15 protein-coding genes are annotated in these 13,071 nt (G+C 63.3%); 10 read left to right on the top strand and 5 right to left on the bottom strand.

Annotated elements, in window-relative coordinates; genetic code table 11:
* Window positions 1-545, top strand: a 545-nt coding sequence (locus EOA23_RS24140) for a MarC family protein (protein ID WP_145966472.1), incomplete at its 5' end; no start/stop codon positions are given.
* A gap of 52 nt (window positions 546-597) precedes the next feature.
* Here EOA23_RS24140 and EOA23_RS24135 read toward each other — a convergent pair.
* Window positions 598-1,023: an OsmC family protein gene (locus EOA23_RS24135; protein WP_127305989.1), complete on the bottom strand. Its 426-nt coding sequence runs from the start codon at window positions 1,021-1,023 to the stop codon at window positions 598-600.
* Between the two features lie 262 nt (window positions 1,024-1,285).
* The gene (gene ssb / locus EOA23_RS24130) at window positions 1,286-1,801 is read right to left on the bottom strand and encodes a single-stranded DNA-binding protein (RefSeq protein ID WP_127305988.1); all 516 of its coding nucleotides are present in this window, start codon (window positions 1,799-1,801) and stop codon (window positions 1,286-1,288) included.
* Window positions 1,802-2,048: 247 nt separating this feature from the next.
* On the opposite strand from ssb, the gene EOA23_RS24125 reads away from it, so the two are divergent.
* The 9 genes from EOA23_RS24125 (at window position 2,049) to EOA23_RS24080 (ending at window position 11,256) form a co-directional block, all read left to right on the top strand.
* Entirely contained in the window at window positions 2,049-2,378 is a 330-nt protein-coding gene (locus EOA23_RS24125; RefSeq protein ID WP_348628578.1) for a cupin domain-containing protein, read from the top strand.
* Between the two features lie 45 nt (window positions 2,379-2,423).
* Window positions 2,424-2,738, top strand: a complete 315-nt coding sequence (locus EOA23_RS24120) for a metalloregulator ArsR/SmtB family transcription factor (protein WP_126060682.1) — start codon at window positions 2,424-2,426, stop codon at window positions 2,736-2,738.
* Complete coding sequence (locus EOA23_RS24115; RefSeq protein ID WP_127305987.1) at window positions 2,735-3,211, top strand: SRPBCC domain-containing protein; 477 nt, start codon at window positions 2,735-2,737, stop codon at window positions 3,209-3,211. The genes EOA23_RS24120 and EOA23_RS24115 overlap by 4 nt, the downstream gene beginning before the upstream one ends.
* A 4-nt stretch (window positions 3,212-3,215) precedes the next feature.
* Complete coding sequence (locus tag EOA23_RS24110) at window positions 3,216-3,839, top strand: ATP-dependent Clp protease proteolytic subunit (protein WP_281058764.1); 624 nt, start codon at window positions 3,216-3,218, stop codon at window positions 3,837-3,839.
* Window positions 3,840-3,969: 130 nt separating this feature from the next.
* Window positions 3,970-4,188 carry a hypothetical protein gene (locus EOA23_RS24105; protein ID WP_245474322.1) on the top strand — a complete coding sequence of 73 codons (219 nt, stop codon included), beginning with the start codon at window positions 3,970-3,972 and terminating at the stop codon, window positions 4,186-4,188.
* Window positions 4,189-5,205: 1,017 nt separating this feature from the next.
* A complete protein-coding gene (gene uvrA, locus EOA23_RS24100; RefSeq protein ID WP_127305984.1) occupies window positions 5,206-8,127 on the top strand; it encodes an excinuclease ABC subunit UvrA in 2,922 nt (973 codons plus the stop codon).
* Between the two features lie 106 nt (window positions 8,128-8,233).
* Window positions 8,234-8,692 (top strand): GNAT family N-acetyltransferase, encoded by a 459-nt coding sequence (locus EOA23_RS24095; RefSeq protein WP_127305983.1) that lies wholly within the window; start codon window positions 8,234-8,236, stop codon window positions 8,690-8,692.
* Window positions 8,693-8,720: 28 nt separating this feature from the next.
* On the top strand, window positions 8,721-9,527 hold the full coding sequence (locus tag EOA23_RS24090) for a DUF72 domain-containing protein (protein ID WP_127305982.1): 807 nt from the start codon (window positions 8,721-8,723) through the stop codon (window positions 9,525-9,527).
* 583 nt (window positions 9,528-10,110) lie between these two features.
* Complete coding sequence (locus EOA23_RS24080) at window positions 10,111-11,256, top strand: GGDEF domain-containing protein (RefSeq protein ID WP_127305980.1); 1,146 nt, start codon at window positions 10,111-10,113, stop codon at window positions 11,254-11,256.
* Between the two features lie 25 nt (window positions 11,257-11,281).
* Here the strand turns inward: EOA23_RS24080 and EOA23_RS24075 are convergent, their stop codons facing one another.
* The 3 genes from EOA23_RS24075 to EOA23_RS24065 form a co-directional block, all read right to left on the bottom strand.
* On the bottom strand, window positions 11,282-11,458 hold the full coding sequence (locus EOA23_RS24075) for a hypothetical protein (protein WP_126060673.1): 177 nt from the start codon (window positions 11,456-11,458) through the stop codon (window positions 11,282-11,284).
* Window positions 11,459-11,879: 421 nt separating this feature from the next.
* Window positions 11,880-12,575, bottom strand: a complete 696-nt coding sequence (gene urtE / locus EOA23_RS24070) for an urea ABC transporter ATP-binding subunit UrtE (RefSeq protein WP_041000655.1) — start codon at window positions 12,573-12,575, stop codon at window positions 11,880-11,882.
* A 70-nt stretch (window positions 12,576-12,645) separates the two neighbouring features.
* The coding region (locus tag EOA23_RS24065; protein WP_127305979.1) for an ATP-binding cassette domain-containing protein at window positions 12,646-13,071 on the bottom strand (426 nt) is incomplete at its 5' end.

The raw sequence follows: 13,071 nt of genomic DNA, 5'->3' as shown, positions 1-13,071 counted from the left end.
CGGTGACGCGCGGCATGAACCGAGAGGAGCGCCAACAGGTCTCGGTGCGCGCCTCGGTGATCGGCTTTCTGGTAATGGCGCTGTTCGCGGTTGCCGGCGCCTCGATCCTGTCGGTGTTCGGCATCACGCTGCCGGCCTTCCGCGTCGCCGGCGGCTTTCTCTTGTTCTTCATCGCCTTCGAAATGGTGTTCGAGCGCCGCCAGGACCGCAAGGAGAAGATCGGCGACGTCGCCATCACCAAGGACATGATCCACAACATCGCCGCCTTCCCGCTGGCGATCCCGCTGATCGCCGGCCCCGGCGCGATCTCGGCGACGGTGCTCTTGTCGGGGCATTTCGAAGGCTTTGCCGCTCAAGCCGCGCTGGTCGGCATCATCATGCTCTGCCTCGTCATCACCTATCTGGTTTTCGTGCTGTCGGAACGCATCGACCGCATCCTCGGCCAGACCGGCCGCTCGATCCTGACCAGATTGCTCGGCGTGATCCTGGCGGCCTTGGCGGTCCAGTTCGTGGCCGACGGCGTCAGGGCGCTGATGGCAGCCTAAGCGGCTGCGAAAGCACCCACCTACTGCCCTACTGCCCTACTGCCCTACTGCCCTACTTCACCGCCGTCTCGACCACTTCAAAGTCGTGCGTGAGCGTCGCCGTCTTCGCCATCATGGCGGAGGCCGAGCAGTATTTCTCGATCGACAGGTTGATCGCCCGTTTCACCTTGTCGTGCGAGAGCGCGCGGCCCTTGACGATGAAATGCATGTGGATGCGGGTGAACACTTTCGGGTCGGTCTCGGCCCGGTCGGCGTCGAGCTCGACCACGCAATCCTCTACCGCCTCGCGGCCTTTCTCCAGGATGTGCACGACGTCATAGGCCGAGCAGCCGCCGGTGCCGATCAGCACCAGTTCCATCGGGCTCGGTCCAGGCGTCTTGCCATCCGGCCCATGCGCCGTGCCCAGCACGACCTTATGCCCGCTGCCGGATTCGCCGACAAAGGTGCGTTCCTCGACCCATTTGACGCGTGCTTTCACGGTGCTCTTCCTTGAGAAATTCCGGTCCGCACTAAGGCCTGTTGAGATCCAGGTCAGGCCGCGCCGAAAATGGCGGGTTCCGAGAACCGGCCTACGCCGGCCGAAGCCCTCACAACTGTCTCGCTCTATGAAGGCTACTGCCGGCGAAGGATAGATGGCTAAAGCGGCAAAGGCCGCGAAGGCATGCCATGGAATGGGAGGCGGCGCCGACGAAAGCGGTCCGAGCGACATCGCCTTCCCCTAAACGATCATGTCGAGACGCTTAGAACGGGATCTCGTCGTCCAGCTCGCGCGACGCGCCGCCGCCACCGCCCCTGGAGCCGCCGCCACCGCGGCTGAAGCCTTCGTTCGGGCCGGACTGGCCGAAATCCGAGCCACGGCTGCTGCCGCCGGAATAATTGCCGACCTGGCCGCCGCCGCCCTCGCCGCGCGCGTCGAGCATCTGCAGTTCGCCACGGAATTTCTGCAGCACCACCTCGGTCGTGTAGCGGTCATTGCCGGTCTGGTCCTGCCATTTGCGGGACTGCAGCTGGCCCTCGACATAGACCTTCATACCCTTCTTCAAATACTGCTCGGCCACCTTGGCGAGCTGATCGTTGAAGATCACGACATTATGCCACTCGGTCTTTTCCTTGCGCTCGCCCGAATTCTTGTCGCGCCAGCTTTCCGAGGTGGCGACGCGGATGTTGACGACCGGATCGCCAGAATTCAGGCGGCGGATTTCAGGGTCCGCCCCGAGATTGCCGACCAGAATGACCTTGTTGACGCTACCCGCCATCGTACTTCTCCGCGCTCATCCGAAACAAATTTTAAGTCGCTCACCTTACAGCCTCAGGGTCGCCCATGCCCGTAAAGGCTGGCTTTTCCCACAAGGTTTTTGTTCCTCTTTCGTTCTAGCATAACCGATGCTTCTGTCAAGGAATGTCAGCAAGAGGTAGTGTCCTGGTGTGGGAAACGAAAGGGGATATCTCCGAATGAACACCCTGACACATGAGGATCAGCCGCGCGAACTTTGGCGGACCGGAGTGGAGACGCGGATGCGTGTTGCCGCCGCCAACGGCGCGGCCGAGCTTTGCATATTCGAACAGTGGGTCGAACCGGCAACCGGTGCGCCGACCCATTCGCATTCGGTAGAAGAAGTGCTGACAGTGATTGCCGGCGAGGCCGAAATGTGGATCGAAGACAGGCGAGCAGTACTGACTGCGGGGCAGTCGCTGATCATCCCGGCGCATCGCAGGCATTGCTTTCGCAACATTGGGTCCGGCATGCTCCACATCCATGCCGTGCTCGCATCGCCGATCTTCGAAGCAAGCTTCGACGGAGCCGTGAATCCGGTGAAGCGCTGGACATCATAAAAACAGCGCTTGCCAAATCAATAAGTATCGACTTATGTTTTCCGCATGATCGAAGCAGAAATTTTCCGGGCGCTCGCCGACCCCACCCGTCGCGCCGTCTATGAGCGGCTGACCGCCAGCGAGATGAGCGTGAGCGAGCTGCGCGCCGGCATGAGCGTGTCGCAGCCGGCGGTCTCGCAGCACCTTGCCGTGCTGCGCGGCGCCGGCTTGGTGGTCGAGCGCCGCGCCGGCCGCAACGCCTATTACCGAGCCGATCCGCAAGGGCTCGACCCGCTGCTCGGCTGGATCGACCGCTACCGCGCCTTCTGGCCGGAACGCATCGAGAAGTTGAAGACGGTTCTGAAGGGAATGGACCAATGACGGCAACCGAAAACCCGACGGTCAACGAAGCCCCGCTCAGCTTCGAATGCGAGCTTGCCGATCCTCCGGAAAAGGTCTGGCGGGCGCTGACCGAGCCGGAACTGCTGGCCGCCTGGATGATGCCGAATGACATCAAGGCGGAAGCTGGCAGCTGCTTCACCTTTGCCGGACCGGATGCGCCGATCGAATGCGAGGTGCTGGAAGCCGAGCCCGGCCGGCTGCTGCGCTATTCCTGGCGCGAGCGGCCGGCGGACAAGGATGCCGACCAGCTTCCCGCCTTTGAAAGCATCGTCACCTTCACGCTGGCCCGGACAGCCTCCGGAGGCACGCATCTTCGGATCGTGCATGACGGCTTCGTGCCGGCAGCGCAGCCTCTGGTCGCCGTCTCGGGCGCCGGCTGCGGGCTCTCGCTTTATGCGCGCAAGACCCCGACCGCCGCCAATGCGCCGTGCATGATGTTGCGCGCTGCCTGATCAAATAGAACCTAGGAAACCCGTCATGAGCATTGCCAATCTGGTGCCGATGGTCATCGAGCAATCGAGCCGCGGCGAACGTTCCTTCGATATCTTTTCACGGCTGCTGCGCGAGCGCATCGTCTTCATCAACGGCGAGATCAACGACAACGTCTCGGCGCTGGTCTGCGCCCAGCTTCTGTCGCTGGAATCCGAAAATCCCGACAAGGAGATCTCGCTCTACATCAACTCGCCCGGCGGCATGGTGACCAGCGGCTTCGCCATCTACGACACGATGCAATACATCTCCTGTCCGGTGTCGACGGTTTGCATGGGCTTCGCCGCCTCGATGGGCTCGTTTCTCCTGATGGCGGGCTCCCCGGGACGCCGCATCGCGCTGCCCAACACCAGGATCGTCCTGCATCAGCCGCTAGGCGGCTTCCAGGGCCAGGCTTCCGACATCCAGCGCCACGCCGAGGACATCGTGCGCACCAAGCATCATATGACGGAGCTCTACGCCAGGCATTGCGGCCGCACCTACGAGGAAGTGGAGCGCACGCTCGACCGCGACTACTTCATGAGCGCCGCGGAAGCGAGGGACTGGGGCCTCGTCGACCACGTCTACGACACGCGCAAGAAGGCCGCCTGACATCGCGGGCCAGACGCGCGGCAATTTGATCGCCGCGCGTCTGGCCTCACTCCAGCCGCGTCCCTATAGTCCGCGCATGATCAGGTCCGTTCATTTATGTGCTGCCCTCGCCGCTCTTGCCGGCGCCTTGATGGCCGGCACCGCGCTGGCCGACGACAGCCCGTCGCAGAAACTGCCCGGCGTCAGCGGCGACTATCGCATCGCCAAACCGGCGCCGCAGCCGGAGCCCGATGACGCGCAGCCCGCCGGCAGCGACGGCTCGTTCAAGATCGGCAACACCGATGTCAGGATCGGCGGCAGCATCACCGTCGACATGGCGACGGGCGGCATGAAGCCGCCGAACCACTGATTTAGCAGCGATCGACCGAAGCGCGTTTTCGTCATCCACGGGCGGAGCAAGGAGCGAAGCGACGCGGCGCAGACCCGAGGATCCATGCCGTGACTTCAACGTGCTGCCACGGTTCAGAATTCTGCTCCGCTGCGCTCGTCGGCTGACGTAACGGCATGGACCCTTGGGTCTTCGCTCCGCTTTGCGTCGCTAGCCCAAGGATGACGAAGTTGGGGGAGTCTCCGACCGACGGCGAACCTGGATGATCGCAAAAATGTAAGCCCCATCCCTGCTGTGCAGACGGATGGGGCTTCATGGATCTGAAATCCAACTTTAGCCGGGAGTGGACTGCCGGCGTTCTGTTTCGGATGCAACGCGGCATTCAGCCGACGATCCGACTATGGTCTCTGATTGTAGGGAATCGGCAAGTCACGGTTTGTCGGGCTGGCGTTTCAAGTCTGCCCTGGCACTTATGCCCGCCGCGGCTCCATCTCCGTGTGGAGCCTCAAGGGACTGTCCGGTGGCGTCATGCTCCGCTCCTGGGTCCGTTGCGACAATGTCGTTCGAAGCGCTAATCGCTATCGCCTGCGGCGTCTCGCAGGCCGCCTGTTGGGCGGCGAGGCCATCGAAAGACGGCCGGCTTCGTTGACGCCTTGGAGACTGCTCCCCTGGGTCCGCGACGTCAACCGTTGAATAGCCGGTTACGGAAAAATGTGATCGGTTGGAGGTTACGTGCGGGTAAGCCAAGCGGCTCTGTGGATCAACAAGGCGGCATAGGCGGCACTTGTCTCCACACCGTTTCGAACGACAGTTGAACGGTGATCAACGCAACTGTTTCCACAACGCTTTGTCAGGAGCGTGTTCGGCCTTTGTTCTTTCCGCTTGCCCGCTCGCGCGAAAGGCGGTTAAACCCATGATCGGCTTGTTCCGTCGAGATTGTGGCGTCTCTCGACGTGGCGGCAAAAATACCTACATAGGGGATGGCCGGGACAAACCCGCCCAATCCAGCAAATTCCAGATCTGAGGCGGCGACCGGCGATGGCCGACCATAAATATCTTTCCATTCGCGGGGCGCGCGAACACAATCTCAAGAATATCGATCTCGACCTGCCGCGCGACAGCCTGATCGTCATGACTGGACTGTCGGGCTCCGGCAAGTCGTCGCTCGCTTTCGACACCATCTATGCCGAGGGCCAGCGCCGCTATGTCGAGAGCCTGTCGGCCTATGCCCGGCAGTTCCTGGAGATGATGCAGAAGCCGGATGTCGACCAGATCGACGGCCTGTCGCCCGCCATCTCGATCGAGCAGAAGACCACCTCGCGCAACCCGCGCTCGACGGTTGGCACCGTCACCGAGATCTACGACTATATGCGCCTGCTTTTCGCGCGCGTCGGCATTCCTTATTCGCCGGCAACCGGCCTGCCGATCGAGAGCCAGACCGTCAGCCAGATGGTAGATCGCGTGCTGGCGCTGGACGAAGGCACCCGCCTCTATCTGCTCGCGCCGATCGTGCGCGGCCGCAAGGGCGAATACCGCAAGGAACTGCTCGAGCTGCAAAAGAAGGGTTTTCAGCGCGTCAAGGTCGACGGCACCTTCTACGAGATCGCCGACGTGCCGGCGCTGGACAAGAAGTACAAGCACGACATCGACGTGGTGGTCGACCGCATCGTCGTGCGCGGGGACCTGGCGACCAGGCTCGCGGATTCGATGGAAACGGCGCTGAAGCTCGCCGACGGGCTGGCTGTGGCCGAATTCGCCGACAGGCCGCTCGATGCCAGCCTGACCGGCGAGGACTCGGTCAACAAGTCGAAGAACGAGACGCATGAGCGCATCCTGTTCTCGGAAAAATTCGCCTGCCCGGTGTCCGGCTTCACCATTCCCGAGATCGAACCGAGGCTGTTCTCCTTCAACAACCCGTTCGGCGCCTGCCCGACCTGCGACGGCCTCGGCAGCCAGCGCGCCATCGATCCCAACCTCGTCGTGCCGGACGAGAACGTCTCGCTGCGCGACGGCGCCATCAGCCCGTGGGCGAAGTCGACCTCGCCCTATTACGCGCAGACGCTTGAAGCGCTGGGCAAAGCCTATGGCTTCAAGCTCGGCGACAAGTTCAAGGATCTGAGCGCGCAGGCTAAAGAAGCCGTGCTGCATGGCACCGGCGAGCGCGAGATCACCTTCCAGTATGATGACGGCCTGCGCTCCTACAAGACCACCAAGACCTTCGAGGGCGTGATCCCCAATCTCGACCGGCGCTGGAAGGAAACGGAATCGGCCTGGATGCGCGAGGAGATCGAGCGCTTCATGTCGGCCACGCCCTGCCCCGCCTGCAACGGCTACAGGCTGAAGCCGGAAGCGCTGGCGGTGAAGATCGGCGGTAAGCATATCGGCGAAGTCACCGAGCTGTCGATCCGCAAGGCCGACCAGTGGTTCACCGACCTGCCGGCGCAGCTCAACGAGAAGCAGAACGAGATCGCGGTGCGCGTGCTCAAGGAGATCCGCGAGCGGCTGCGCTTCTTGAACGATGTCGGCCTCGACTATCTGACGCTGTCGCGCAACTCCGGCACGTTGTCCGGCGGCGAGAGCCAGCGCATCCGTCTCGCCTCGCAGATCGGCTCCGGCCTCACCGGCGTGCTCTATGTGCTGGACGAACCGTCGATCGGCCTGCACCAGCGCGACAATGCGCGCCTGCTCGACACGCTGAAGCATCTGCGCGACATCGGCAACACGGTGATCGTCGTCGAGCATGACGAGGACGCCATCCTGCATGCCGATTACGTCGTCGACATCGGCCCCGCCGCCGGCATCCATGGCGGCAGGATCATCGCGCAGGGCACCCCGCAGCAGATCATGGCGACGCCCGCCTCGATCACCGGCAAGTACCTGTCGGGCGAGCTCGAAGTGACGACGCCGGCGGTGCGCCGCGAAGCCAAGAAGAACCGGCGCATCAAGGTGGTCGGCGCGCGCGGCAACAATCTGAAGAACGTGACGGCGGAGATCCCGCTCGGCACCTTCACCGCGGTCACCGGCGTATCCGGCGGCGGCAAGTCGACCTTCCTGATCGAAACCCTGTTCAAGGCGGCCTCGCGCCGCATCATGGGTTCGCGCGAGCATCCGGCCGAGCATGACCGCATCGAGGGGCTGGAGTTCCTCGACAAGGTCATCGACATCGACCAGTCGCCGATCGGCCGCACACCGCGCTCCAACCCGGCGACCTATACCGGCGCTTTCACGCCGATCCGCGACTGGTTCGCCGGACTCCCCGAAGCCAAGGCGCGCGGCTATCAGCCGGGGCGCTTCTCCTTCAACGTCAAGGGCGGCCGCTGCGAGGCCTGCCAGGGCGACGGCGTCATCAAGATCGAGATGCACTTCCTGCCCGACGTCTACGTCACCTGCGACGTCTGCCACGGCAAGCGCTACAACCGCGAGACGCTTGACGTGCTGTTCAAGGGCAAGTCGATCGCCGACGTGCTCGACATGACCGTCGAGGAAGGCGTCGAGTTCTTCTCGGCGGTGCCGGGCGTGCGCGACAAGCTGGTGACGCTGAACCAGGTCGGCCTCGGCTACATTCATATCGGCCAGCAGGCGACGACGCTGTCGGGCGGCGAGGCGCAGCGCATCAAGCTCGCCAAGGAATTGTCGCGCAAGGCGACCGGCAAGACGCTCTACATCCTCGACGAGCCGACCACCGGCCTGCACTTCCACGACGTGGCCAAGTTGCTCGAAGTGCTGCACGAGCTGGTCGACCAGGGCAACACCGTGGTGGTCATCGAGCACAATCTCGAGGTGATCAAGACCGCCGACTGGGTGCTCGACCTCGGCCCCGAGGGCGGCGACGGCGGCGGCGAGCTTGTGGCATCAGGCACGCCCGAAGCGATCGTGCGCGAGAAGCGCAGCTATACCGGCCAGTTCCTGAAGGAGCTTCTTGAGCGGCGCCCCGGAGGCAAACGCGAAGCGGCCGAGTGATGGCAGGTAGCGGCCTGATCTCCATCGAAAGCCGCTTCGATACCGTCGCGGCCATAGCTGCCGGGATGCAGAAGGTTGTCGCGAGCGCTGCCGGAGTCGACCAATCATGAGACTGGCCCGCCCCGACGATCTCGCCGGCATAGTCGCGCTGACCACCGAAGCCTATGCGCCCTACACGGCCATCTTCGACGCGCCGCCGATCCCGGTCACCGAGGACCATGCGCCGCGCATCGAGCGCGGCGAGGTCTGGCTGCTGGAAGAAGGCTCAACGCTCGCCGGATTGATCGTGCTCGAGCGTCATGCGGACCACGCCATGATCTTCAGCATCGCCGTTTCGCCGGTCTTCCAGGGCAGGAAGCTCGGCATCAGATTGCTCGACTTCGCCGACAAGCAGGCCCGGTCATGGGGAGTGCCGGAAGTGCGGCTCTACACCAATTCGCGCATGGCGCGGAACATCGCGCTCTATGCGGCGTACGGCTATCGTGAAACGGGTCGCCGCGCCAATCCATACAGACCAGGATGGACATTGGTCGACATGGTGAAGCCCGTCGACCGGGCAGCCTGATCGCAGGTTCAAACGGAGGAAGAAGACGATGACTGCCCAAGGAACGATCCGCTCGGGCATGGGCGGCTGGACTTTCGAGCCGTGGGATACCTCCTTCTATCCGGAGAAGCTCGCCAAGGCCAAGCAGCTGCACTATGCCAGCCGCCAGGTGCCGAGCATCGAGGTCAACGGCACCTATTATTCCAGCTTCAAGGAACCGACTTTCGTCAAATGGGCCAACGACGCGCCGGATGGCTTCGTCTTCTCGCTCAAGGGCAACCGCTTCGTCACCAATCGCCGCGTGCTCGGCGAGGCCGGCGAATCGATGATGCGCTTCCTCGGCTCCGGCGTTGCCGCGCTCGGCGACAAGCTCGGCCCGATCCTGTGGCAATTCGCGCCGACCAAGAAATTCGACGCGGACGATTTCGAAGCGTTCCTGAAGCTTCTGCCCGAGAAACAGGACGGCGTGCCTTTGCGCCACGCACTGGAAGTGCGCCATGACAGCTTCATCGTGCCGGAGTTTCCAGCGCTCGCGCGCAAATACAACGCCGCGATCGTCTATGCCGACCACGCGAAGTATCCGGCGATCGCCGATGTCACCGGCGACTTCGTCTACGCCCGGCTGCAGACCGGCAGCGACGACAACCCCGACTGCTACACTTCGAAAGGTCTCGACGAATGGGCGGGCCGGGTGAAGACCTGGGCGCAGGGCAAGCAGCCCGCCGACCTGCCGCGCGCCGATCCCAAGACCGATGCGCCGGTCAAGCCGCGCGACGTGTTCGTCTACTTCATCACCGAAGGCAAGGTGCGCGCACCCTTCGGCGCCATGGCGCTGATGAAGCGGGTGACAGCCTAGAACTGCGGCCCCCCACAGCGACCGTTGTTCAAACGCCAGAGCTTTGTTCGGCGCGCGACGCTAATCGACCGTTGGCTTGTCGGAACCTGCCGGCCGTCTTGACCGTTCTGTCTCAGCCGCCGACTGCGGGAGACCGCTGCGAAGTCGCAACAGCTGCCGAAGGTCGGAACGGGAACGCACCCACCTCGGGAACGCTTGCCAAGTCCTGCAGCCTTGGAAAGGAGCGAGGAAAGATGATCGTCATCCTCGGTGCCTTGCTTACCATTGCAGGCATCGTGTACATGGCAGGCGCCACTCTGAGGCGCGGACGACTGAGTGATCCAGCACCTCGTCCGACGCCGAACCTGGCAACATCGGCCCCGACATTGGAGCCGCGGCGGCGCGGACTCGGTTTTCTCGGCCTGTCGCAGAATTGGCCAGGTTTGGTGATGATGGCGATCGGCCTTGTCCTACTATTGTCGGTAGTGGTCCTATAACGCAGGAATCCTAGCATCTTCGCGGCGATCGTAACGTAATCGATACTTCCTTGCTCCATTATGGACCTACGTCAGGTTGCAGAAGCCTGGCGCCGGCAAGGACGCGCATGCTGCTCGACTACAACTCACTGCTTCTGGCCGTCGGCTTCTCCGCCGCTTGCCTCAGCCTCACCCTGTTCGGAACCTGGATGGCCGCCCGTTCCGACAAGTTCCTTTTGACATGGGCAGTCAGCGTTCTGGTCGTGGTGTGCGAAGTCTTTGCCTACGACGCCTATATCAAGACGCCAGGAACGGCCCTTGGCGTGCTGACGCTGGCGGTGCTGCTGCTGGGTTTCTCGGTCATGCTGGGCGCTGCCCATCAGTTCAGGACCAGGCGCTCGCCCTTGCCGCTTATCGCGCTCGGTGTCGGCATTTCCTGTGCCCTGGCGCTGCCGCCCATGGCGCTGGGCTATGACGGCCTGGGCTTCATGCTGGAGAATGCCTTGGCCGCGCTGCTCCTGTTCGGCACGGCGTATGAATATTGGCGGGGCCGCGCGGAGGCGCCCGTCCATCTCATCGGCGTGTCGCTGCTCTATTCACTGACCGCGGCATCCTTCGTGCTGTGCGCGGCCGTGCTGGCGTGGGATGGCAAACTGGTTCTCGGTCACGCGCCGAGCAACTGGGCGGAGGACCTGAGCCTCGTCATCGTGATCGCCTCCATGACCGGTATCGGCGCGTTGTCGCTGGCGCTCAACCAGGGTCGGCTCGCCCGCCACCATCAGCGCGAGGCGCAAACCGATGCCTTGACCGGCCTGCTCAACCGCCGCGCTCTGTTCGACCTGCATGGCAAGACGCCGGTCAGCGCCTTCACCGCTGTGGTCGTGTTCGACCTCGACGGCTTCAAGGCGATCAACGACCAGTTCGGTCATGCCGCCGGCGACGAAGTGCTGAGGGCCTTTGCCGAAGTGCTTTGCGCCGATCTGCGCCCGAGCGACTCCGTCGCGCGCATGGGCGGCGAGGAATTTGCCATGGTGTTGAGGCGTATTTTACCCGAGGTGGCTGGGGCAACTGCCGAACGTGTCAGGGCCGCGTTCGCCGCACGCACGATTGAGACCGAAACCGGCCCGCTGTGCTGCACGGTCAGCGCTGGCTTCGCCTTCGGCAGCACGGACGGCATGAGCTTCGACAAAGTGCTCAGCGCCGCCGACAAGGCGCTCTACGCCGCCAAGCGCGCCGGCCGCAATCGCGTCCTGGACTTCCGCCTCGCCGGATGACCTTTTCGGGGCCTCCTGCTCACTCTCAGTGGTGAGCAATCACGTCGTTGAAGGCGTCAAGGTCGACATAAAAAACCTTGGTCATTTCGCCCAGCAGATCATCCTCGTCATAGCCTTGCGACATCAGGATGTTGATCGCGGTCATGATATCGACGCGCTCCGTGAGGCGCCGCTTCTGATAGTCCTCGACAAAACGTTCCATCGCCATCCCCTGGCAAAAGTCTTTTTTGGACGCATTGACCGACAATCACTGCGGGGAAAGCTAAGCGGACTTGCTTGCGTGGACCTTGCGGGCAGTGTCCTCGCCTTCCCCCTTCATTCGCGACTGGCACGGAAAGCGGCCGACTCACCAAGGCCAAGAAAGACTAGCATGGAGTATTGAGCGCGCCAGAGCCGTCGAACACTTCGTCATCCTTGGGCGCAGCGACGCGAAGCGGAGCGAAGACCCGAGGATCCATGCCGTTACTTGGAAGCGTTACTGATGGTGCAGAATTTGGAATGGCGCTGCGCAAAGAACCTATTCTGTAGCGCAGCACTCTTCGGCCAATTTCACGGAATGGACCCTTGGGTCTGCGCCGCGTCGCTTCGCTCCTTGCTTCGCCCAAGGATGACGACGACGCGAGTTACACCGTGAGGAACTTCCGCACGTCCGCCCTGTCGAGGTCTTCCGCCGGACCCGTATGCACGATCTGGCCGCGGTCCATGATGTTGACCTCGTCGGCTAGCTCGCGGCAGAAGTCGAGATATTGCTCGACCAGAAGCACCGCGATCCCCGCCTGGTCGCGCAGATAGCGGATGGCGCGGCCGATATCCTTGATGATCGACGGCTGGATGCCTTCGGTCGGCTCGTCGAGCACCAGGAGCTTCGGCCGCATCACCAGCGCCCGGCCGATGGCGAGCTGCTGCTGCTGTCCGCCGGAGAGATCGCCGCCGCGGCGGCCAAGCATCTGCTTCAGCACCGGAAACAGCTCGAAGACATGCGCCGGGATGTTGCGGTCCGCGCGCCGCAGCGGCGCGAAACCGGATTCCAGGTTCTCGCGCACCGTCAGCAGGGGAAAAACCTCCCTGCCCTGCGGCACGAATGCGATGCCCGACCGGGCGCGGTCATACGCCGCGCTCCGGTCGAGCGCCTTCCCCTCGAAGGCAACGCTTCCGCTCGTCAGCCGGTGGTGGCCGACGATCGATCTCATCAAACTGGTCTTGCCGACGCCATTGCGGCCGAGCACGCAAGTGATCTTGCCGGCGCCCGCCTTCAGCGAAACGCCGCGCAGCGCCTGGGCGGCGCCATAGTGAAGCGTTGCATTGGAGACTTCGAGCATGCTCAGCCCCTTCTCCAGCGCTTCAGAAAAGCGAAATCGAAACGGTAGAACGGAACCCGCCAGACCATGCTCAGCGCCCCAGATAGACTTCGACGACGCGCTCGTCCGCCGAAACGAAGTCGAGCGTGCCTTCCGAGAGCACCGAGCCCTCATGCAGGCAGGTGACCTTGACGCCGAGCTCGCGCACAAAATGCATGTCATGCTCGACGACCACCACCGAGTGGTCGCGCGCGATGTCCTTGAGCAGGCGCGCGGTCTCCTCGGTCTCGGCATCGGTCATGCCGGCGACCGGCTCGTCGACGAGCAGCAGCTTCGGGTCCTGCGCCAACAGCATGCCGATCTCCAGCCACTGCTTCTGGCCGTGGCTGAGATTGGCTGCGAGCTCGTCGCGCTTGTCGCCGAGACGGATGATGCCGAGTATGTCGTCGATGCGTCGCGCCTCGGCGGCGGAACGGCGATGGAACAGCGCCGGAAATATCGAACGCGGCCCCTTCAG

Source organism: Mesorhizobium sp. M2A.F.Ca.ET.042.01.1.1, assembly GCF_003997405.1.
Lineage (GTDB): Bacteria > Pseudomonadota > Alphaproteobacteria > Rhizobiales > Rhizobiaceae > Mesorhizobium.
This window is presented reverse-complemented; position numbering and strand designations above follow the sequence as displayed.